Source organism: Vreelandella malpeensis, from assembly GCF_020622355.1.
GTDB classification, from domain to species: domain Bacteria; phylum Pseudomonadota; class Gammaproteobacteria; order Pseudomonadales; family Halomonadaceae; genus Vreelandella; species Vreelandella malpeensis.
Window position 1 is genome coordinate 328,485 of the sequence record NZ_WHVL01000005.1, and the last position, 22,024, is coordinate 350,508.

Below are 22,024 nucleotides of genomic sequence, written 5' to 3' on the forward strand. Positions count from 1 at the left end.
GCGTCCCTTGGGCAATGATTAATGAAAACAATAATTAATGGACAAACCGATAAAATGGACTCGCTCGCCCTGCATAACCTTCGCGTCGATATGAACGCTTTGACTATGCGTAGTGTTGCGCGTTATGCCAAAGGCATCAAGCCTCTTGCCTCTGCATGACAAAAACGTGAGGCTGACACCCGCACACCCCGTCGAGTTCCCTGACAATTGATTTTTGATGCCTTAACGCGCCATAGTAGTGCGCCATTTGCCCACCGCTTTACCTACAGGTAGCCGCATGTCAGATCAAGAGGTTAACAATCTCAACGTCCTCGCCCAGGACGTGCTCACCACTCCGGACGCCCTGAAGACCGCCATTCCGCTGACCGACAAGGCAGAGGCCACGGTGATCGAAGGTCGCCGGGTCATCCAGAACATCCTCGACGGCAGCGACCCGCGGCTCTTGATGGTGGTCGGCCCCTGCTCGATCCACGACGTCGACGCCGCCCTCGACTACGCCCGCCGGCTGCGCAAGCTCGCCGACGAGGTCAGCGACTCGCTTTACATCGTCATGCGGGTCTACTTCGAGAAGCCGCGTACCACCGTCGGCTGGAAGGGCCTGATCAATGACCCGCACTTGAACGGCTCCTTCGAGATCGACGAGGGCTTGCACATCGCCCGCAAGCTCCTGGTGGAACTGGCCGAAATGGGACTGCCGCTAGCCACCGAAGCACTTGACCCGATCTCGCCGCAGTACCTGCAGGACTGCATCAGCTGGTCGGCGATCGGCGCACGGACCACCGAGTCGCAGACCCACCGCGAGATGGCCTCCGGTCTCTCCTGTCCGGTCGGCTTCAAGAACGGCACCGACGGCAGCCTGGACGTGGCGGTCAACGCGCTGGAATCCGTCGCCAACCCGCACAACTTTCTCGGCATCAACTACGCCGGCCAGGTCGCGATCATCCGCACCCGCGGCAACGCCTACGGCCACGTGGTGCTGCGCGGCGGCAACGGCAAGCCCAACTACGACAGCGTGAGCGTGGCGCTGGCCGAGAAGGAGCTGGCCAAGGCCAAGCTCTCCGCCAACATCATGATCGACTGCTCCCACGCCAACTCCAACAAGGATGCCAGCCTGCAGCCGCTGGTACTGGAGAACGTCACCCACCAGATCCTCGATGGCAACACGTCGATCATCGGTCTGATGGTCGAGTCGAACCTGGGCTGGGGCAACCAGAAGCTCACCGACGACCCGAGCAAGCTCGCCTACGGCGTATCAATCACCGATGCCTGCATCGACTGGGACACCACGGTCGAGACGTTCAGAAAGATGAACCAGAAGCTCGCCCCGGTACTGGCCAGCCGCTGATCACGCAAGACGCGAAAGCCCCCGACGGCATGGCCGTCGGGGGCTTTTTCGTGCGGTCGCGGCGCGTTAGCCGATCTCGCGCTTGAACGGTGGCAGCGCATCGAGCAGCGCCTGACCGTAGCGCCGGGTAATGACGCGCTTGTCCAGCAGCGTGATCACTCCGCTGTCGCTCTCCTTGCGAATCAGCCGCCCGCAGGCCTGGACCAGCTTGATCGAGGCATCCGGCACGCTGATGCGCATGAAGGCATTACCGCCCTGGCTCTCGATCCATTCGGCGAGCGTGGCACCAACCGGGTCGTCGGGTACCGCGAAAGGCAGCCGGGTGATCACCACGTGGGTAAGATAGCGCCCGGGCAGGTCGATGCCCTCGGCAAAGCTCGCCAGCCCGAAGATCACGCTGCCCTCGTCGCGATCCACCGCCGAGCGGTGGCGCTCGATCAGCTCGCGCTTGGGCAGCGCATCCTGGGCGAGCACGCGCCCCTTGAACGAGGCCGGCAGAGCGCGCTCGACGGCGCGCAGCTGGGCACGCGAGGAAAACAGCACCAGCGCCGCCTCCTTCGCGCCCAGGCTCTGCACGCACTCGACGATCGCCCGCTCGTGGGCCTCGCGATCGCTCGGATCGGTGGCCAGCGCCGGCACGCGGAGCACCGCGTTGGCGTAGTCGAAGGGGCTCGGCAGCGCCTGGTAGCGATAGCGCCCGGCAAGGCCCGCCCGCTCCTGCAGCCGCTCGAAACGCCCGAGTGCGGTGAGCGTCGCCGAGGTAACCACCGCGCCGTGGCAGCGCCCCCACAGGTGCTTGGCGAGCGTATGTGCGGCGGAGACGGGGCTTGCGGAAAACTCGATCTCCGGTTCGCCCGCGACTTGGCTCAGGGTGATCCAGCGGGCACAGGGCGGCGCGTTCGGCGCATCCTGCTCGCTCATGCTCTGCCATAGCGCGTGAGCCTCCAGGCTTCGCCCGTGGAGCAGCGCCACCAGCGGCAGCCAGCTCTCTGCCTGCTCGCGCTCGAGCCCGGTCTGCTTATCCGGGTCCAGCGTCTCGCGCAGGATGTCGGCGATACTCTCGAGCGTGCGCGAAAGCGTCGCGAACAGCGTCACCAGCTGCCCGGCCTGCTCGCCGAGCGCCTCGGGTATCTGGCCTTTCTCGAAGCGGAACTGATGGCCGTTCTCGTCATCGCTCAGACCACGCTCGCGGCCGGCCAGTTGATGCCCCAGGCTGAACACGTCACCCAGTACGGGCTCGAGCGCGTGAACGAGCTCAGGAAGCCCGGCCAGAAGCCGTGCGATGGTGGGCTGGCCGCCCAGGCCGGTATTGAGATCGCTCAGGCTCGACTTCAGCGTTCTGAGCCAGCGCAGGCAGCCATGCACGGCGAAGCGGTGGGCGAAGTGGGAGAGCGCCTTGTCCGGCAGGTGGTGCCCTTCGTCGAAGACGAAGATGCACTCGGCAGGATCGGGCAGGATGGCCCCACCCCCGAGCGCCAGGTCCGCAAGCACCAGATCGTGGTTGGCGACGATGACATCGGCGCTTTCGAGCTCGCGGCGCGAGCGAAAGAAGGCACAGGCGCCGAAATGGCCGCAGCGCCGCCCGGTGCATTGGCGATGATCCACGGTGAGTCGCCGCCAGTGGGCATCGTCGATCGACTCGGGCCAGTTGTCACGGTCCCCTTCCCACTTGCCGCTGCCGTAGGCCTCGGCCAGATCGGTGGCCAGCAACGTGAAGTCGCTGCCCTGCTCGGCCAGCGACTGCTCGAACAGCGAAAGCGTGGGATTGGGCTCGACGCCCTCGAGCGCCTGGTCGAGCCTTGCGACGCAGACGTAGCGCCCGCGCCCCTTGGCCAGCGCGTAGCTGAACGCCAAGCCACTGTGGCTGGCCAGGGCCGGGAGATCCTGATGGAGCACCTGCTCCTGGAGCGCGACGGTGGCCGTCGAGACGATCAGACGCTTGCCTCGCGCCTTGGCGACGGGCAGCGCCGAGATCAGGTAGGCCAGGGTCTTGCCGGTGCCGGTTCCCGCCTCTAGCACGCAGACGTGGCGATCGCTCGTGCGCTTGCCTTCGTTATCGACCTCGATCTCGCCCAGCGTGCGGGCGATCTCCGCGATCATCAGGCGCTGACCGTAGCGCGGGGTCAGCGAGAGCCCCTCGACGACGTTGCGATACGCCTGCTGGATACTCGCCTTGAGCTCGGTGTCCAGCATTGCGGTTACAGCAAGCCTTCCGGCGGATGCTCGCAGGGCAGCTTGTCGCCGATGTAGCGCTCGATCTCGGGCAGCGAGAAGGCGTCCTCTTCACCCACGAAGCTGATCGACACTCCCTTGGCGCCGGCGCGGCCGGTACGACCGATGCGGTGGACGTAGTCCTCCGGGTCTTCCGGCAGGGTGTAGTTGATCACGTGGCTCACGTCTTCGATATGAATGCCACGGCCCGCCACGTCGGTGGCGACCAGCACCTGCACGCTGCCCTCGCGAAACGCTTCGAGGGTCTGGATGCGCTGGGCCTGGGGCACGTCACCGGAGAGCATCGCCACGTTGATGCCGGCGTTGCGCAGCGCGCCATCGAGCTTGCGGACGAGATCGCGCCGGTTGCCGAAGACCATGACCCGCTCGAAGCTCTCCTGCTCGAGAAGCTTCACCAGCAGGCGCTGCTTGTCCTCGTCGGAAACGAGGAAGACGCGCTGGTCGATGTCGGCCTGGTTCTCCACGGTCACCTCGATCTCCACATGGGCGGGGTTTTCCGTCCACTGGCTGGCGAGGTTCAGGATGTCATCGGTGAAGGTGGCCGAGAACAGAAACGTCTGACGCTGCTCCTTTTTCGGCGTGTAGCGGATGATCCGCTTGACGTCCGGAATGAAGCCCATCGAGAGCATGCGATCCGCCTCGTCGAGTACCAGCACTTCCACTTCGGAGAGATCGATGTCGCGCTTCTGGTGGAAATCCAGCAGCCGACCCGGGGTCGCCACCAGAAGATCGATCTTGCCGGCCAGGCTTTCGCGCTGCTTCTGGTACTCCATGCCGCCGACCACGCTTGCCACCTCGAGATCGGTGAAGCGGGCGAGCGCCTTGGCGTCCTTCTCGATCTGCAGCGCGAGCTCGCGCGTAGGCGCGATGATCAGCGCCCGAGGGGCGCCGGGTTTTTGGCCTTCCGGCGCCGGCTCTTCGAGAAAGTAGGCCAGAGCAGACATCAAAAAGGCCGCGGTCTTGCCGGTGCCGGTCTGCGCCTTGCCGACGATGTCGCCGCCGAGCAGGGTCTGGCGCAGGGCCTCGGCCTGGATAGGCGTGCAGTACTCGAATCCCAATGCATGGATGGCACGCATCAAGGGGAGCGGCAAATCGAAGTCATGAAAACGCCACTTGCCGGCCACGGCAGGCACCTGAAACTGGCGGAGGTCCCAGCCGGATTGACGGCGACGCGGCTTGCGCCGACGGCGTTTGGGCTTGCGGTTCTGGGCCGATGCTGTGGTCTGTTCCGACTCGCTCATAGGCTTGGTATCTGTCCATTACGGTGGATGTTAGGCATCACGTCGCGCGTAGTGTATCACAGGGCTTGGCGATTAGAGCGCGTGCCTTGCTGTGTTCGCCCCCCGCTTGCCTGTTAGAATAGCGGCCAAACGAAATGAAGGAGCGCGACATGACGCGTAAGAAAAAGACTCGCTCGCTGGCGGACAAGGTCACCATTCGCACCGGGCGACGCAAGGATTACAAAAAGTGGCGCAAGGAAAACCCCGACCAGGTCGTCTCTTCTCGGCGCTTCGTGGCCAAGAAGCAGCAGCAGCGCAAGCTTCAGGCGGTGCGCAAGCTGGCCCGCCAGCAAGAGGGTCAGCCTATCGAGATCCATCCGGGCAAGGACGACACCTGATGCGGCTGGTCTCGTTCAACATCAATGGCCTGCGCGCCCGCCTGCACCAACTGCAGACGCTGATCGACACCCAGGCGCCGGACGTCATCGGGCTGCAGGAGACCAAGGTTCAGAACAGCGAGTTCCCGCTTGCCGACGTCGAGGCGATGGGCTATCACGTCGTCTATCACGGTCAGAAGGGCCACTACGGCGTGGCAATGCTCACCCGTCAGGCGCCGGCCTCTGTCTGCTACGGATTTCCCGATGACGACGACGATGCTCAGCGGCGGCTGATCGGCGTGACGCTGAAAGCCGAGGATGGCGAGATGCTGACCGTCTACAACGGCTACTTCCCCCAAGGCGATAACGTCGCGCATCCGGTCAAGTTCCCGCACAAGGAGCGTTTCTACCAGCAGCTGGGGCGCCTGCTCGAAAGCCACCGGCCCGACGAACGCCTGGCGGTGATGGGAGATTTCAACATCTCGCCGGAGGATCAGGACATCGGTATCGGTGAGTCCGCGCGCAAGCGCTGGCTGCGCGAAGGCAAGGCGAGCTTCCAGCCCATCGAGCGCGAGTGGCTTACGGGCATCAAGGCCTGGGGCCTCGAGGACAGCTACCGGCTTTGCCACCCTGAGGATGCCGAGCGTTTCAGCTGGTTCGACTACCGCTCCAAGGGCTTTGATCGCGAACCCAGGCGGGGGCTTCGCATCGACTACATCCTGGTGACAAGGCCACTTGCCGAGCTCGCCACCGGTGCCGGTATCGACTACGACCTGCGCGCCATGGAACGCCCTTCCGACCACGCGCCGACCTGGAGCGACTTCTCGCTCATCCTCGCCCCGTGATCACACCGCTAGCGTAGGTTGGCGAGCCACCCCTCGACCTCTTCGTCGCCGAGTGCGCGCGCCTCTTCCCAGGCCTGTTCCGCGCGGGCGTCTTCGCCCCAGGCGTAGGCCAGTTGACCGAGACGTCGCCAGTCATCGCGCTCACCGGTGAGCTCGGCCAGCGCCAGCCAGGCACCGAGCGCCTGATCGACGTCCCGGGCCTGGTACCAGGCCTGGGCCAGGCGGCGAAGGGTCGTCTCGTCGCGCGCGAGCCGCTCGCTTGCCAGCGCCTGCTCCAGATGCTCGGCGGCGCGGGCCGGCGTGCCGCCGGCCAGGTGCAGCGCCACAAGCGTCTCGAAATCCTCGTCGCTTTCGAAAATACCGAGCTGCCAGGCCATCTCCCAGAGAGCGGCGGCCATGCCGGCCTGCCCGGCCTGCTGGGCGAGCCCCGCTGCCTGGCGCCATTGATCGCGCGGGCTCTCCTCTCCCAGGTCCCGGAGCAGCCAGTCCAGCGCCCCTGCCCCGTCACCTGCTTCGCGCATCACGCTCAAGGCGAGCGCCTGCTGGCCCTCGGTGAGCCCTCCCTGCTCCACCAGCGGCGCCAGCCGATCGGCGGCGGTTTCCCACTGTTCCTCGTCGGCAAGCATACGCACGAGCTGCCAGCTCATCTCGATGTCGTCGTGGTCGGCAAGCCACTCGTCGAACAGCGCGATAGCCTCTGACCGCTGGCCGGCGGCGCGGCGAAGCCTTGCCTCCTCGCGCAGCCAGCGATCCGCCTGCTCGGCATCGACACCGCTGCGCTCCCGGGCTCGGGCCAGCCGGTCTGCCGCCGCGCCGGGCTCACCCTGGCGCGCAAGCGCCCCGGCCGCCAGCTGATCGTAAAGCGCGCTGGCCCACTGATCCGACCGGTTGCCGCCAGCCAGCCGGTCGGCCTGACGGATGGCGCGCTCGGCTACCCCTTCGAGGGCCTCACGCCCGTCGCCGGCGCCAGCGAGCTCGCCCTGAAGCGCGTTCAGATTCTGAATGATGTCGCCGGGCAGCGGTGCATCCGCTTGGGCCAAGGCGGCCCAGCCGCTGAAAACCAAGAGCGCTAGACGTTTCATTACCTACCTCAACTGGAACTCGATGCGCTGCGTGGCACGACGCAGCTGGTCGCTGGGCTCGAAGCGCCAGCTGGCGATGGCCTCGAGCGCCGCCTCTTCGAACACGCGACGCGGCTGTGCGTTGGTCACCTCGAGCGTGCTGGTATCCACGCTACCGTCACGCCGAATGACGAAGGCGACCTCGACGAAGCCTTCCATGCCACGGCGCTGCGCACGCGGCGGATATTGCGGATTGGAGCGGCTGGTGGGTGCGATCTGGCCAACGCTCACCGGCTCGTTGGATACCGGCGCCTGGGCCTGTGGGGCCGCAGCCGGCGCCGGCGAGGGGCTTGGCGAGGGTGTTGGCGCTGGGTCCGGGGTGGGCGCGGGTGACGGCGCCGGGGCCGGCGTCGGCTCGGGTTCCGGTTCCGGTTCCGGCTCAGGCGCCACTTCGGTCAGCTCCGGAAGGTCACTTTCAAGCTCCACCGGATCGATCGGCTCCTCCGGTAGTTCCGTCTCGGGAAGCGCGATGGCACTCTCGACGCTGTCTGCCGGGACTGGCGTCGGCATCGGCGGCGGCGTAGCGGCGGTGGGTGGTGGCGCCTGCGTCGGCGCCGGGGGCTCTGGCTCCGGCGCGACCTCCACCGCCTCGACCATGCTCATGGTCATGGTCATTTCCGGCTCCTCGAGGGGCTGCTCGGGGGGCGTGACCAGCAGTGCCAGACACCAGAAGAGCCCGATGGCGAGTGCCGCGCCAGCGAGCAGCGAAAGCAGACGTCGTATCATTGCGCGCCCCGGCTCGCAGCCACCGCGACCTGGTCGACGCCGGCCTGCTGGAGGCGGTCCATGACCTCGACCAGCAGCCCCGTGGTGGCGTTGCGATCGGCCTGGATGACCACCGAGCCATCGCTGCTGAGCAGTCCGGCGACCGTCTGACCGACGCGGTGAACGTCCACCGGGCTGCCATCGACCCAGACTGCGCCTTCCGGCGTGATGGCCACCAGCACTTGGACGTCCGGGCGTGAACTGGCCGCGCTGGATTCGGGGCGGTCGATCTCGATACCGCTTTCATTGATGAAACTGGTGGTGACGATAAAGAAGATCAGCATGATGAAGACGACATCGAGCATCGGCGTCAGGTTGACTTCGTTGCTCTCTTCGGCTGCATCGATCGAGCGACGTCTACGCATCGTTCTCCTCCAAGGCGCGCGCCAGGCGGTCGTGAAGCCGCTGGTCTTCGCGACGAATCACGTGCTCCAGGCGACTGATGAATAAGAGTCCCACCACGGCGATGGCCATTCCCGTCAAGGTCGGCAGGGTGGCGCGGGCCACGCCATCGGCCATGGCGCGGGCCTGGTGGGTATCGCTGTAGGTCAGGCTGTCGAACACCGTGATCATGCCGGTCACCGTGCCCAGAAGCCCCAGCAGCGGACATAGCGCCACGAGCAGCTTCAGCCAGGGCAACGGGCGCCGGAGCTGGCCCACCAGGCGATCGCTCCACACCTGGCGAAGGGTACGCGCGCTCCAGCTGCGGTGGTCCTGCCGCCCGGCCCAGCGCCTGATCAACTGGCGCCGGGCGATGCGCCAGGTCACCCGGTAGTACCACCAGCGCTCGATCGCCATGGCGAACACCGCCACGGCCACCACGGCCAGCACCACCAGGACCGCACCGCCAGCATCGATCAACCGCTCCACAGGGGCGAGCCAAAGGGGAAGCGTGACCATCTAGATCGCCGCCCCGGCGCGAGCGTTCGACTGCGCCTCGAGATGATCCGCAAGCGTGGCGCTGGCCTCGCCTTCGATCACCTGGGTCAGGTAGCGACTGCGGCTAGCAAGCGCCGTCTGGGCGAACAGCAGCGGCACGGCGGTGACCAGCCCGAGCACCGTGGTAACCAGCGCCTGACTGATGCCGCCAGCCATCAGCTGCGGGTCGCCAGTACCGAACACGGTGATCGCCTGAAAGGTGACGATCATGCCGGTCACGGTGCCTAGAAGCCCCAGCAGCGGCGCGATGGCTGCCAGCAGCTTGACCATGGGCTGGCCTCGCTCGATGCGCGGGAGCTCCGCCAATACCGCTTCGTCCAGGCGGGCCTCAAGCGCTTCCGGCGTCTGGTGCTTGTCCATGTCCTGAAAGCGATGCAGCACCCGGCCCAACGGATTGTCGTCCTTCAGGGTGTCCAGCGAGCGGCGCTGGCGCTTGACCCGGGCGCTGACCACCCAGAGATAGAGATACTGAGCCAACGCAACGAGCAGGCCAATGACGCCGAGCACGACCACCACGTAGCCGACGTAACCGCCCTGCTGAAAGCGCTCCCACAGGCTCGGCTGTTGGGCCAGCGCGGCCAGAACGCTGCCTTGGGACGGGTCGATGGCAAACTGGCGGCTTTCGCCGTTAAAGTAGTCGCCCAGGGTCGCGCGGATCTCGGCGGGCGTGCGCGGAAGCTCCGACACGGCGTTGCCTTCGGCGCCCGTACGCAGCAACGAGGACTCGGTGAAGGCGGCAAAGTCGCCCAGGCGAATCACCTCACGCTCCTCGATGTTACCCTGGGCATCAGCGACCGGCAGTCGCAGCCGCTCGGCGCGGCCGGTGCGGGCAGTGAGGGTGGCCAGGGCATCCACCACACGCTCGAGCTGGGCGCGTTCGAGGACGTCGACGTTGCCCAGGCGCGGCAAGCCCTCGTCCTGCAGCGTCAGCCAGCTCTGCTCACCGAGTTCGTTGCGCACCTCGTCGCCATGACGCTTCAGGGTAGCGAGCAGCCCGGTGAGCTCCTCGCCCTGCTCCCCTTGGCGACTGGCGAGTTCGGCCGCCAGCTGCGCTTGCTCCTCTTGCATCGCCTGGAGGGCCTCCTGGCGCTCCTCGGCTTCGGCATTAGCGGCGCGCGCCTGATCGAGTGCCGCTTCAAGCGCCTGACGATCGTCGAGCAGCTCTTCCAGGCGCGCCTGATCGCGCGCCTCGGCAGCCTGGCGCGCTTCGCTGAGCGAGCCGACGTCACTGTTCTGGGCCAGCAGCGGAGTGGAAAGCAGGCAGCTTGCCAACGCTACCGCCATCCAGCGAGGCCGAGGCGTGAATGAGAATACGTTCATGACTGGCCTTCCTGCTCGGCGGTGATCGATAACGGTAGGTTGAGAAGCTCCGGCGAGCGCTGCTCGTCGGCGATGCGCAGGCCGTTGCGCACTTCGCGCCGCTCACGCTCGTCGAGTGGCTGCCATTCGCCCTGCTGCTTGTCCCAGACCGCGCCTTCGCGGCCATCCGGCGTCAGGTAATAGAAGCCGATGCGGCCTACGCGCAGGTAGTCCACTTCGCGGGCCGCCCCGTTCTCACGCGTGAGCCGGCCGCGCCAGTGATCGATATCGCGACCGTAATCGAGCTCCAGCCGCCACGCTTCGAGCAACTGCTCGATACGCTCGACGTTGCTGTCACCTGCAGGGGCCTGAACGCGCGCAAGGCGCTCTTCGCGCTGGAAAGGAAGATCGCTCTCGATGAAGGCCGCCAGCTGGTTCGACATGTCCTGCTCGATGACGGGAAGTGACGCCCGGGTCTCGCTGACGGTGGCGAGCGCCGACTCCAGACGCTCGAGGCGTTCGGCTTCGCCGAGCAGGCGCGCATCGAGCGTAGCATTGGTGGTATCGAGCTCGCGGTTGGCACGCTCGAGTGCGCGCAGCTCTTCGATATCCGCGCGTGTCTGCTCGTCCGCCTCGTCGATACGCTGCTGGAGAGCCGACTGAGTCTGTTGGGCCTCGACGCTCTGCGCTGCCTGATTCACGGTTTCATCACTCGCCACGGCATGAACGCTTACCAGGACGCAGGCACTCATGCATCCTAGCCAACTTGTGAGGGGCCTTTTCAGCACGTTGAATCTCCATCGCTTGCACGCGCCGGTCACACTGACGCGTCCATTCTCGGTTAGATATAAGAACCATTTGCGTTTAATGCGTGACTGCATAGACTAACACTTATTGCATGAATGACAATATTTATCATTAACATTCAAGAAGCTGGATCATGCCATGAAAGCGTTCGAACGTGATGATCGATTACGCGGGGAAGGAAAAATCGGCAGGAGATTTGGCAGCCTAGCGCCCAAAAAAGCAAAGCGCCGACACGAGGCCGGCGCTTTATGTGAATCGCGACGACAACCTTGCGGGTCGTGGCGATGAACCGACACGGCTCTGAGCCGCGTCGGTTATTTCAAGAGTGGCTTAGTTCCACTCGTCCAGCTCTACGCGACGGTTCTGCGCGCGACCCTGGTCGGTTTCGTTGGTCGCGACCGGACGCTCTTCACCGTAACCGATGGAGCGCATGTCACTGGCCGGCACGCCACGCTGAGCCAGGTAGCTGGCCACAGACTCGGCACGACGCTGAGACAGATCACGGTTGTATTCCGCAGAACCTACGGAGTCAGTGTGGCCTTCGATGCTGACGCGAACATCCGGGTTGTTGACCAGACGCTCGGCAACGCCGTTGAGAACCTGCTGGGCTCCCGGCGTCAGCTGGGCGGAGTCGAACTCGAAGTTGACGTTCTGCAGCACGACGCTTGCCGGGCAACCCAGTGCGTTGACTTCAACGCCTGCCGGGGTGTTCGGGCACTGGTCACGGTAATCCGGCACGCCGTCATTGTCGGAATCGAGCGGGCAACCTACAGCGTCGACTTCGACACCGGCCGGGGTACCCGGGCACTGGTCGCGGTAATCTGGAACGCCGTCGTTATCGGAGTCCAGCGGGCAGCCTTGCGCATCGGTGGCAACGCCAGCCGGCACTTCGCCGTAGGTCGGGCACTGCGGAGCAACCGGCTCAGGCGTACGATCGGCACAAAGCAGGCCACCGATTGCCGCACCAGCGGTAGCACCTACAGCAGCACCGCTTTCCTCGTCGGAACTGCCGCTGGTGGCGTAACCAATACCACCACCGATCAAGCTGCCTGCCAGACCACATACGAACGGGTGCTGGTACCACTCACGGTCTGCGCTAGTGCTTGACTGAGCGGACGATTGAGAAGCAGAGCTAGCACAGCCGGAGAGGCCTACTACCAAAGCCGATCCAATGAGCAAGCCAGTCGTTGATTTCTTCATGCAAGACTCCTTCTTGATCCAATGCTTACGAGGTTGATCAACCCCGTTTATCCAATGCTTCTTATATAACGAGAGCATCCGTTTTTTCGTTTGACCGGTATCGAGCGGTACTCGCCTCAATCCGGTCGATCTTCCTATCGTGACCCACCCATCGAGGCGAGCTGGACAGTGTCGATGCCTGGATATCAACTCCTTGCCAATATCGGCATTTCTAGCATAGCAAAACTCTCACGACAGACGCCAAGAAAAGTACGTTATCTTGCTCGACGCGTCCACCAAAGAAGTCGTTGCCATTTCAATGCAGTGCCGAACCGCTTTTGGCTCGCCACTCGAGAACCGAGCGCGCGGCGCTCAAGACCGCTGGACGCATGTCGTTCTCGACCTCAAGACGCTCCTTGTCTTCCTGCATGCGCGCCCGAGGCGTGAGCTGCTTACGGGCAGAGTGAGTCTTGAGATGACGCGTGCGGTTGTACACGTCGGCAAAAGCCTGGAACTCTTCACGCTCGGTGAGACTGGGATCGATGATTTCGAGCAGCACCTTGCAACGCCAGGCACCCTCGGTGATATCGACCTGCTCCTGGACCAGGGCGCTTGCCACGTAATCGAGGTTCTCGAGGCTGTTCTGCTGGGCACGGCGATCTTCATCGAGGCGAAAGGCCTCACGACGCTTGACCTCCTTGCGCAGGGTCAAGGCATAGACGCCTAGCCCCACTACCACGGCAATGCCCACCACCAGAAGAACCAGCGCCAGAATCGAGTTCATGCAACACCTTTACCGATTGAACGACGCGCTCTTTCGTGCGACACCGTCATGAATAGCTTGACCGGAATTGTACACTCTATATAGCTGATTCAAACAACTTTATCGAGCATGGCCGGCAATCGGTTCTGCGTACCGCATCGCGCTGGAGGCATCGAACTCGCGCGACTGGCGCCAGCACCAGCAGGCCCAGCAGAAACTTGCCGACACCAGCACGGCGCCGGCGGTATGCATGAGCGCCAGCCATAGCGGCAGCCACATCAGCACGTTGGCGGCACCCAGCCCGGCCTGGAGCAGAAAGGCGCAAAGTGTTGCCGCAAGGGATGGGCGCAGCGCGCGAAGATGACCATAGCGCCACCACATCAGCACGAGTGACACTCCCAGCAGCAGCGCACCAAGGCGGTGAATGACCTGGATCGCCGTACGCGCCTTGGCGTGCAGCTGGCCGTGCAGATAGTTGGGACCGACGGTCTGGGTAAGATGCAGCGCTTCGCTGAAATCCATCGGCGGCCACCATTGGGCGTTGCAGGTTGGCACTCCTTGGCAGGCAAGCCCCGCGTAATTGCTGGTGACCCAGCCGCCGAAGGCGAGCTGGGCGACCAGAAGCGCCCCTGCAATCCCCCACAATGGGGTGAAACGGCGCCGTCCGGCTACTTCGCGTCGCTGGCTGCGTCGAACCCGCAGGCTCAACCATAGAAAGAGCATCAGCACGCCGATACCGCCGAGTAGATGCAGCGTGACCACCTGCGGCCAGAGTTTGAGCGTGACGGTGAAGGCACCAAAGGCGCCCTGTACAAGAATGCACGCCAGCAGCAGCAGGCTCAGCCGCCAAGGGTAGCCTGCCACGCTGCGCAACCGGCGACCCAGCAGCGTGATCGACACCACCACGATCCCCAAGAGCGTTGCCATGTAGCGATGGATCATCTCCATCCAGGCCTTTGATGGGTCGAGCGGTGCATCTGGGTGAATCAAGGCCGCGTGTTCGCTATCGGGGACCAGCAGGCGCCCGTAGCAGCCAGGCCAGTCAGGGCAGCCAAGCCCGGCATCCACCAGGCGCGTCCACGCCCCCAGCAGTATCACGCAGGCGGTCAGGAGCGTGCCCGCAAGCGTCAAGTATCCAATCCCGCGCAACCGTCTATCCATAGCGTCTTGCATATCGTGTCCTTACTTGCCGTTCATTCCTCGAACCAGCGTGTGGTGCGTCGCGCCCATCTTAGCAGTCCGCATGGCCTGGGGCGCGATATAACGGTCCGATCCCGCAAAGCGACGCTGCGAATTGCGTTTTGCTCGCTTCGGGTATCCGCTATAGTGCAGAGGCGGCGCACCTGGCGCCTGCCAGGGGCAGCCATGCCTGCCCGAATAACCTGCCGTGGTCGAGGGAGTGATTGATGTTTCTAAGCCGTACTTTATTGCCCATCGCGATGCTTGGCGCCGTGATGCTGCTGGGTCTGACCGGTTGCACTACCTATACCTGGCCGGATGGCTCTCAGAAAACCGTCATCGGCGTGGCGCCTGAGGACGAGAACCAGCGCTTCGAAGAGCAGCGTACGGACGGTGTGCGCTACCGGGTGCCCGGCGTTGCTCCGGAGCCTCAGGAGTAGACCGGCCATGGCGCTCCAGGAGACGACGCTCGATACCTTGACGCGCGAGCGCGCTCCCGCCGAAACCTACCGGGTCGAGATCCACGCCCTGGACGCCGGCTGGTACGTGGTGCGCCTGCACCACGCCGAAGGCGTCAAGGAACTGGTCGATGACACCGGGCGGGCGCGCCGCTTCACCGGCACTCAATGGGTTAGCCGTGCCCTTCGCCCGCTGGGATTCACGAGCGCCGTGCTGACCCATGCCGATACCCAGGATGAAATGATCAATGCACCGATGCGCCCTGTATCGGCCGAGCAGCGCCTAGCGTCTGGCATGCGCGTCGCCTTTCGCACCTAGCGCACGCCGCACCCTTTCAGGATAACGCGCTCGAGAAAGGCGGTGACGTCGTCGATATCCTGCTCGCTCAAGCCCTCCTGACCGAGAATCGCGTTCACCTGGGCGCCGTACTCGACGTAGTGCTGGGTCGAGGACCAGATCAGAAAGATCAGAAAGCGCGGATCGACAGAATCCATTTTGCCCTGCTCGATCCAGTGGCGCATGACGTCTACCCGCGACTCTACCCACTGTCGCAGTTCGCCTTCGAGATAGTCGGCGAGAAACGGAGCGCCGGCAAGAATTTCCGCGGCGAACAGTTTCGAGCCGTCGGGATAGCGCTGGCCCAGCATCATCTTGGTGCGAATGAAATCGCTCAGCACTTCGCGCGGGTCGCTTTGCGTGGTGATATCGTCCAGCACCGCGTTCCAGCGCCGCATCATCCGATCAAGCAACTTGAGATAGAGCACCTGCTTGCTGCCCATGTAGTAGAGCACGTTGGCCTTGGGTAGACCGGCGCGATCCGCGATCGCCTGAAGGCTGGCACCGCGGTAGCCGTGGCGCGCGAAGACGCACTCGGCCGCATTCAGGATGGTGTGCTCCACCGCCTCGCGGCCGCCCGACTCTCTGGACAGTGACTGAGTGGTCTGCATAACGCTCCTTGGTCCTTGAGGGCATTCATTGTTCGACGTCGGTGGCTTTAATGGCACCCTTTCCGCGCCCCCAAACGGTGCATGCTGGCACCCGAACGGGGCATACCGACAAGTCTTGCACGAGGGCTCATTTTATCCCAAGCTTTACCCGATTGACCGATCGGTCAAAACAAAAAAAGAGGGGTGACCATGGCGACGGTCGAGTTCATCTTGAATGGAATGCCGACACGCTGCGAGACAGCGCCGAACACGAGTATATTGACGCTTCTGCGTGAGACGCTGGGCTACAAGGGCACCAAGGAAGGCTGCGCCTCCGGCGATTGCGGTGCCTGTACCGTGGCGATTCGCGACACGTCGCAGGCAGCATTTGCCACGCTGAACGCCTGCATCACGCCGGCTCACCAGCTTCAGGGCCAACAACTGGTCACCGTCGAGGGCCTCGAAAGCGAGCAAGACCTGCATCCGGCACAGCAGGCGATGATCGATTGCCATGGCAGCCAGTGCGGCTTCTGCACCCCGGGCATCGTGATGAGCCTGTTCACTCTTCATCGAGAAGCGAGTCGCGGCGCCCCCTTTACCAGTGAAACCCTCGAAGAAGCTTTGGGCGGCAACCTGTGCCGCTGTACCGGCTACCGCCCGATTCGTGATGCCGCCCTCTCGATGCAGGAAAGCGACTGGACCCCACCGCCCTGGTTCGAGGCCTCGCTAGCACCCGCCGCAGCCGAAAAGCCGCAAGAATTCGACCCGGCGCTGCCATTTTTCGCCCGCCCGACCACCCTCGACGAGCTGATCGCCCTGCGCGCACGCCATCTCGACGCCCGGCTCGTCGCTGGCGCGACGGATCTCTGGCTCGAGACGACCCAGCAGCTTCGCCCTCTCGAGCAGCTCATCGATGTCACTCGCGTGACCGAGCTGCAACGTATAGAGCCGGCAAACTTTCAATCTCGCCCGGGCTGGTGGATTGGCAGCGCAGTGACCTACACGGCGCTCGAACCCTTGCTCCAGCGCCATTACCCCGGCTTTGTACACCTGCTGACGCGACTGGGCTCACGCCAGATCCGTAACCGGGGAACCCTGGTCGGCAATATCGCCAACGCTTCTCCCATCGGCGATACGCCGCCGGTGCTCCTGGCGCTGGACGCCTGGGTGGAGCTGGCGGGTCCCGACGGCAGGCGTACCATACCGCTGCAGCACTTCTTCCTCGATTATCGCAAGACCGCACTCGAGCGCGACGAGGTCATCAGCCGCGTCTTTCTGCCCGCGCTCGAAGAGCGTGCGTCGCTGCGCGTCTGGAAACTCTCCAAACGCCGCGAAGACGATATTTCGGCGGTACTGGGCGCCTTTCACTACACGCTCGAGAACGGCGTGCTCGGGCAGGTGCGTCTCGGCTTTGGCGGCATGGCGGCCACGCCCAGGCGCGCCGCCGCGGCCGAAGCCGCGCTCGAAGGCCAGCCGCTGTCGAAAGCGAGTTTCCAGGCGGCCCAACGGGCACTTTCCACGGATTTCCAGCCAATGGCGGACGTGCGTGGCAGTCAAGCGTACCGCGAGCTGGCGGCGGCCAACCTGCTCGAGCGCCTGTACGTCGCACTTGCGACCCCGGATCAGGAGGTGATGATCCATGCGTACGCTCACTAGACTCGATGTCGAAAGCCGCTACGCCCGGCGCGAGCTTGATCGCCAGATCACCGGCGACGGCCCGCTTGCGCGCCATACCGTCGATAGCGATGGTCGCCGCCAGGCCGGCGCATCGAGCCATCACGAGAGCGCGCGCAAGCATGTGACCGGCAAGGCCGCCTACATCGATGATCTCCAGGCGCCGGCAGATGCGCTGCATCTTGCACTGGGGCTTTCGCCGGTCGCCCATGGGCGCCTTGTGCGCCTTGATCTGGAGGCCGTGCGCCGTGCCCCGGGGGTCGTCGATGTCATTACCTTCGCCGACGTTCCCGGCCATACCGATATCGGCCCGGTCTTTCCGGGAGACCCGATCTTTGTCGACGAGGCGATCAGCTACGCCGGGCAGTGCCTGTTTGCGGTGGCCGCGACTTCCTACATGGCGGCGCGCCAGGCGGTGGAGCTTGCCGAGTTCGACATCGACGAGCTTCCTGCACGCCTGGATCCGGTCGCCGCCATCGAGCATGATGAGCGGGTGCGCCCCAGCCACGTTCAGGAGCGTGGCGGCTGGCAACCGTGCCTCGAGAACGCATCGAACGTGATCGAGGGGGCGTTGTTCGTCGGCGGCCAGGAGCATCTCTATCTGGAGGGTCAGGCCTGCCTGGTGCTGCCCACCGAGGACGAAGGCGTCGTCGTCTACACCTCCAACCAGCATCCGAGTGAAACCCAGAAGCTGGTAGCCGAGGTGCTGGGCATTCCCTTTCACAGCGTGACCGTGGAAGTTCGCCGGATGGGAGGCGGCTTCGGCGGCAAGGAGACCCAGGCCTCGCCCTGGGCATGCATCGCGGCCATCGTCGCGCGGCGTTCGGGGCGCGCCGCGCGCCTTCGCCTACCGCGCAGCGTGGACATGCGCGTGACCGGCAAGCGCCACCCGTTTCACAACCGCTACCGGCTGGCCGTCGATGCCGAGGGCGTCATTCAGGGCGGCGAGATCACTCTGATCGGCGACTGCGGCTACTCGCCGGACTTGTCGGATGCCATCGTCGACCGGGCGATGTTCCATGCCGACAACGCTTATTGTCTGAACGCGGCGCGAGTGATCGGCCACCGGGCCCGCACTCATACCGCCTCGAACACCGCTTTTCGCGGCTTTGGCGGTCCACAGGGCATGATGATCATCGAAGCGGCGATGGACGATATCGCCCGGCGCATCGGCGAGGACCCGTTGACGGTGCGCAAGCGCAACCTCTACCGCTCCGGCTTCGATACCACCCACTATGGGCAGAAGGTGGATCAAACCGCCCTGCTTCATAGCTTGATCGATACCCTCGAGCGCGATAGCGACTACTGGGCGCGCCGCGATGAGATCCAGCGCTACAACGCCCACAATCCCATCCTCAGGAAAGGCCTGGCGCTGACACCGGTGAAATTCGGCATCTCCTTCACCGCCCAGCATTTGAACCAGGCGGGGGCGCTCCTTCACGTCTATACCGATGGCAGCGTGATGATCAATCACGGCGGCACTGAAATGGGCCAGGGGCTGCACACCAAGATCTGCCAGGTAGTGGCGCGCGAGCTGGGGCTTGATCTCGAGGACGTGCGTATCAGCGCCACGCGCACCGACAAGGTGCCCAATACCTCGCCCACGGCCGCTTCGAGTGGAGCCGATCTGAACGGCATGGCAGCACGCGACGCTGCAACAAGGCTGCGCGAGCGCTTGTTCGATTTCGCCGCCGGCCACTTCGAAGGCGGGCTCGAGCGTGAAGGCATGCGCCTCGAAGATGGCATGCTGGTGGCGGGCCAGGGCGAAAGCGAATACCGGATGGCCTGGGGAGAGCTCGTCCAGACCGCCTACTTGAACCGGATCTCGCTGTCTGAAAAAGGCTTCTACGCCACGCCGCTGATTCACTACGATCGCGCGATCGGTCAGGGTCGGCCCTTCTACTACTACGCCTTTGGCGCAGCGGTATCGGAAGTCACCGTGGACACTCTGACCGGAGAATATCGACTGGATCGCGTCGACATCCTCCACGATGTGGGAGATTCGCTCAACCCCGCCATCGACATCGGCCAGATCGAGGGAGGCTTCATCCAGGCAATGGGTTGGCTGACCAGCGAGGAGCTAAAGTGGAACGAGCGCGGAGTGTTGGTCAGCAATAGTGCAGCGACCTACAAGATTCCGACCTTCGGAGACACGCCGCCGATTTTCAACGTCGCGCTGTTGGAGGGGCACCCCAATTCCATGGCGAGCCTTTATCGCTCCAAGGCGGTGGGCGAGCCGCCGTTCATGCTGGGCATCAGCGTCTGGTCGGCGCTGCGCGACGCGCTGGCGAGCCTCGATGACTACCGAAGCTCACCGTCACTGGATACACCGGCGACGCCGGAGCGGGTCATGCTGGCAGCCCAGGCGTTGAGGACCAAGGCACTGTGAACGAGATCCCGTTTGTGACCTGGCACGCCGCGCTGCACCATTGTCAGCAAAACGGCCTGCCCCATGTGCTGGCGACCCAGGTCAGCGCCTTGGGCTCGACGCCGCGCGAGCCCGGCGCGCGCATGGTGATCACCCCGGACTCCGTCATCGATACCCTGGGAGGCGGCACCTTCGAGTGGCAGACCATCGAGACGGCGCGCCGCCATCTGGCCGGAGGGCACACTGGCTTCCACCTGGAGGCATTTTCACTCGGCGGGCGCAGCGGCCAGTGTTGCGGCGGTTTCGTCAACGTGATGCTGGAAGTGTTTCCAGGTGCGCGCACCCACTTGGCGGTGTTCGGCGCGGGCCATGTCGGCCAGGCGATCATGGCGTTGAGCCACCCCCTACCCTGGCATCGTCACTGGTTCGACAGCCGCCCGGAGAGTCTCGCGTCGGTCGAGCCCGCGCCCAGACTCGCGACCCACCGCCTGAACGATCCCGCTGCGGCCGTTCGTTCACTACCTTCCGACTGCCATGTGCTCGTTCTCACCCATAGCCATGACGAGGATTACGCACTCGTGAACGCGCTCTGCGAACGCGATGACTTGGGCTCGATCGGCCTGATCGGCTCTCAGAGCAAATGGCATAGCTTCAAGCGCCGCCTTCAGCGCGCCGGCAATAGCGAGGCCGCCTTAGAGCGCGTGCGTTGCCCTATCGGTACCCTTGGCCAAGGCAAGCTTCAGGACAAGACCCCTTATTCCATCGCGCTATCTACCGTGGCCGAGCTGCTGACCTTAGCCGATGCGCCCGCTTCCCTCGCCGACCATCGCGGACTCGAGAGTGCCGCGTTAAAACCGCTTTTCGACGATTTTAAAGAGCTCGACATACCATGACGAATCACGCAGACGTTTTCATTCGCGGGGAGCTTCTCAGCTTCGCTGCGGACCCCGGCCACAATGATCGCCCTGCTCCAGGCAGCATCGAACATCACGAGGATGGACTTCTCTGGCTCAAGGGCGGTCACATCCATGCTATTGGCCACTACGAGCACCTTGTCACCACGCTCCCCCCGGGGGCTGATGTACGCGACTATCGCGGCAAGCTCGTCATGCCGGGCTTCATCGACAGCCACGTCCACTACGTGCAGCTCGACATCATGGCCTCCTACGGGCGTCAGCTCCTGGATTGGCTCAACGAGTACACCTTTCCGGAAGAGTGTCGCTTTCAAGACGCCGAACATGCACAAACGCTTTCCCAGGCGTTTCTCGACGAAATGCTGCGAGCGGGTACCACGACCGCTCAGGTGTTCGGCTCGAGTCACCCGGCGTCCATCGATGCGTTTTTCTCCGAAAGCCGAGCACGCGGGCTGCGCATGCTGGCCGGCAAGGTAATGATGGATCGTAACGCCCCGAACGCCCTGCTAGATGGCACTCGGGGCGTGGCCGACACCGAACGGCTGATCGCCGATTGGCACGGACGTGATCGCCTGGGCTACAGCGTCACGCCGCGCTTCGCGCCAACCTCCACTGCCGCGCAGATGGATGCGGCCGGCGCGCTGCTTCGAAACGACGAGAGCCTCTGGCTGCAGACGCATCTTGCCGAGAACAAGGGAGAGCTGGCATGGGTGGCCGAGCTGTTTCCGAGTAGTCGCGATTACCTCGCCGTGTACGAAAAGGCGGGTCTGGTCGGGCCGAAAAGCACTTTTGCCCATGGCGTGCATCTCGATGACAGCATGCGCAAGCGTCTGGCCGCCAATGGTGCTCATATCGCTTTCTGCCCGAGTTCGAATCTCTTTCTTGGCAGCGGTCTCTTCGATCGTGAAGCGGCTCATCGCGCAGGCATGGCCTTCACCTATGCCAGTGACATTGGCGCAGGTACCGACCTGAGCGGTTTCGGCACACTGAAGAGCGCTTATCAAGTGGGCCAGCTTTGCCAGCAGCCTCTGACGGCGTGGCAAGGGTTCTACGCATTGACTCACGGTAATGCCCGCACACTCTCGCTCGATCACGCCATTGGCCAGCTCACGCCGTCCATGGAAGCGGATTTCGTGGTCATCGACCCGCACGCTACACCGCTTCTGGCCAGGCGTATCGAAAGGTGTACTTCGCTTGGTGAAAAGCTTTTCGCCCTGATGATCCTGGCCGACGACCGCGCCGTCTTCGAGACGTGGGCCAACGGCGAGTGCCAGCACCGTCGAGACGACCACTAACCGCCAAGACCTGCCGCAACGCGCGACGGGTCTTGTTTTCAGTCATTAATGTGCTTCAGGCACGAAAAAAATCCCCCGCCTCGAGGAGACGGGGGATTTTTCGGATAGGTGCCTGACGATGACCTACTCTCGCATGGGGAGACCCCACACTACCATCGGCGCGTTGCGGTTTCACTTCCGAGTTCGGCAAGGGATCGGGTGGTTCACGCAGGCTATGGTCGTCAGGCGTAACTATCAATGTACATCATGCTGGGCGTGTTCTGTGGCGTCTCTGCCGAGCGTTCTCGGCGCGTATCCGGTTCTTTCATTCGTTGTCA

21 protein-coding genes and 1 rRNA gene are annotated in these 22,024 nt (G+C 64.1%); 9 read left to right on the plus strand and 13 right to left on the minus strand.

All coding sequences use genetic code 11. The features are described from left to right. Positions 1-277 precede the first annotated feature (277 nt). Positions 278-1,345, plus strand: a complete 1,068-nt coding sequence (locus tag GEV37_RS13415; RefSeq protein ID WP_227390763.1) for a 3-deoxy-7-phosphoheptulonate synthase — start codon at positions 278-280, stop codon at positions 1,343-1,345. Between the two features lie 66 nt (positions 1,346-1,411). On the opposite strand, the gene dinG is transcribed toward GEV37_RS13415, so the two are convergent. Both dinG and rhlB read right to left on the minus strand, forming a co-directional pair. After that, positions 1,412-3,538 carry an ATP-dependent DNA helicase DinG gene (dinG, locus tag GEV37_RS13420; RefSeq protein ID WP_227390764.1) on the minus strand — a complete coding sequence of 709 codons (2,127 nt, stop codon included), beginning with the start codon at positions 3,536-3,538 and terminating at the stop codon, positions 1,412-1,414. Positions 3,539-3,543: 5 nt separating this feature from the next. Then, positions 3,544-4,818, minus strand: a complete 1,275-nt coding sequence (gene rhlB / locus GEV37_RS13425) for an ATP-dependent RNA helicase RhlB (RefSeq protein WP_227390765.1) — start codon at positions 4,816-4,818, stop codon at positions 3,544-3,546. 149 nt (positions 4,819-4,967) lie between these two features. Between rhlB and GEV37_RS13430 the strand changes: the two genes are divergently transcribed. Next, complete coding sequence (locus GEV37_RS13430; RefSeq protein WP_227390766.1) at positions 4,968-5,195, plus strand: hypothetical protein; 228 nt, start codon at positions 4,968-4,970, stop codon at positions 5,193-5,195. Next, positions 5,195-6,019: an exodeoxyribonuclease III gene (gene xthA, locus GEV37_RS13435; protein ID WP_227390767.1), complete on the plus strand. Its 825-nt coding sequence runs from the start codon at positions 5,195-5,197 to the stop codon at positions 6,017-6,019. Before GEV37_RS13430 ends, xthA begins: the two co-directional genes overlap by 1 nt. Before the next feature lie 8 nt (positions 6,020-6,027). Here xthA and GEV37_RS13440 read toward each other — a convergent pair whose 3' ends face one another. From GEV37_RS13440 to GEV37_RS13480, 9 genes are all read right to left on the minus strand, one after another. Next, on the minus strand, positions 6,028-7,101 hold the full coding sequence (locus tag GEV37_RS13440) for a hypothetical protein (protein WP_227390768.1): 1,074 nt from the start codon (positions 7,099-7,101) through the stop codon (positions 6,028-6,030). A 3-nt stretch (positions 7,102-7,104) separates the two neighbouring features. Next, on the minus strand, positions 7,105-7,866 hold the full coding sequence (locus tag GEV37_RS13445; protein ID WP_227390769.1) for an energy transducer TonB: 762 nt from the start codon (positions 7,864-7,866) through the stop codon (positions 7,105-7,107). After that, entirely contained in the window at positions 7,863-8,270 is a 408-nt protein-coding gene (locus GEV37_RS13450) for an ExbD/TolR family protein (RefSeq protein WP_227390770.1), read from the minus strand. Before GEV37_RS13450 ends, GEV37_RS13445 begins: the two co-directional genes overlap by 4 nt. Further along, the gene (locus tag GEV37_RS13455; RefSeq protein WP_227390771.1) at positions 8,263-8,805 is read right to left on the minus strand and encodes a MotA/TolQ/ExbB proton channel family protein; all 543 of its coding nucleotides are present in this window, start codon (positions 8,803-8,805) and stop codon (positions 8,263-8,265) included. Before GEV37_RS13455 ends, GEV37_RS13450 begins: the two co-directional genes overlap by 8 nt. Then, entirely contained in the window at positions 8,806-10,164 is a 1,359-nt protein-coding gene (locus tag GEV37_RS13460; protein ID WP_386110473.1) for a MotA/TolQ/ExbB proton channel family protein, read from the minus strand. It lies immediately after the preceding gene. Continuing rightward, positions 10,161-10,895 carry a DUF3450 domain-containing protein gene (locus GEV37_RS13465; protein WP_227390772.1) on the minus strand — a complete coding sequence of 245 codons (735 nt, stop codon included), beginning with the start codon at positions 10,893-10,895 and terminating at the stop codon, positions 10,161-10,163. Before GEV37_RS13465 ends, GEV37_RS13460 begins: the two co-directional genes overlap by 4 nt. A 385-nt stretch (positions 10,896-11,280) precedes the next feature. Further along, the gene (locus GEV37_RS13470) at positions 11,281-12,150 is read right to left on the minus strand and encodes an OmpA family protein (protein ID WP_227390773.1); all 870 of its coding nucleotides are present in this window, start codon (positions 12,148-12,150) and stop codon (positions 11,281-11,283) included. A gap of 295 nt (positions 12,151-12,445) precedes the next feature. Next, positions 12,446-12,913, minus strand: a complete 468-nt coding sequence (locus tag GEV37_RS13475) for a DUF2489 domain-containing protein (RefSeq protein WP_227390774.1) — start codon at positions 12,911-12,913, stop codon at positions 12,446-12,448. Positions 12,914-13,012: 99 nt separating this feature from the next. Then, positions 13,013-14,065, minus strand: coding sequence for a COX15/CtaA family protein (locus GEV37_RS13480; RefSeq protein WP_227390775.1), 1,053 nt, complete (start codon positions 14,063-14,065; stop codon positions 13,013-13,015). Positions 14,066-14,298: 233 nt separating this feature from the next. Between GEV37_RS13480 and GEV37_RS13485 the strand changes: the two genes are divergently transcribed. Further along, a complete protein-coding gene (locus GEV37_RS13485) occupies positions 14,299-14,511 on the plus strand; it encodes a hypothetical protein (protein ID WP_227390776.1) in 213 nt (70 codons plus the stop codon). Between the two features lie 7 nt (positions 14,512-14,518). Then, entirely contained in the window at positions 14,519-14,848 is a 330-nt protein-coding gene (locus GEV37_RS13490; protein WP_227390777.1) for a DUF6482 family protein, read from the plus strand. Here GEV37_RS13490 and GEV37_RS13495 read toward each other — a convergent pair. Next, positions 14,845-15,477: a TetR/AcrR family transcriptional regulator gene (locus GEV37_RS13495; RefSeq protein ID WP_227390778.1), complete on the minus strand. Its 633-nt coding sequence runs from the start codon at positions 15,475-15,477 to the stop codon at positions 14,845-14,847. The genes GEV37_RS13490 and GEV37_RS13495 overlap by 4 nt on opposite strands. A 189-nt stretch (positions 15,478-15,666) precedes the next feature. On the opposite strand from GEV37_RS13495, the gene xdhA reads away from it, so the two are divergent. From xdhA to guaD, 4 genes are read left to right on the plus strand one after another with little or no spacing between them, the layout of a single operon-like run. Further along, entirely contained in the window at positions 15,667-17,112 is a 1,446-nt protein-coding gene (gene xdhA / locus GEV37_RS13500) for a xanthine dehydrogenase small subunit (protein ID WP_227390779.1), read from the plus strand. After that, a complete protein-coding gene (xdhB, locus tag GEV37_RS13505; RefSeq protein WP_227390780.1) occupies positions 17,096-19,519 on the plus strand; it encodes a xanthine dehydrogenase molybdopterin binding subunit in 2,424 nt (807 codons plus the stop codon). Before xdhA ends, xdhB begins: the two co-directional genes overlap by 17 nt. A gap of 14 nt (positions 19,520-19,533) precedes the next feature. Continuing rightward, positions 19,534-20,391: a xanthine dehydrogenase accessory protein XdhC gene (gene xdhC, locus GEV37_RS13510; protein WP_227390781.1), complete on the plus strand. Its 858-nt coding sequence runs from the start codon at positions 19,534-19,536 to the stop codon at positions 20,389-20,391. Then, entirely contained in the window at positions 20,388-21,707 is a 1,320-nt protein-coding gene (gene guaD / locus GEV37_RS13515) for a guanine deaminase (protein ID WP_227390782.1), read from the plus strand. Before xdhC ends, guaD begins: the two co-directional genes overlap by 4 nt. A gap of 110 nt (positions 21,708-21,817) precedes the next feature. Here the strand turns inward: guaD and rrf are convergent. Continuing rightward, a 5S ribosomal RNA gene (gene rrf / locus GEV37_RS13520) occupies positions 21,818-21,933 on the minus strand. Between the last annotated feature and the right edge of the window lie 91 nt (positions 21,934-22,024).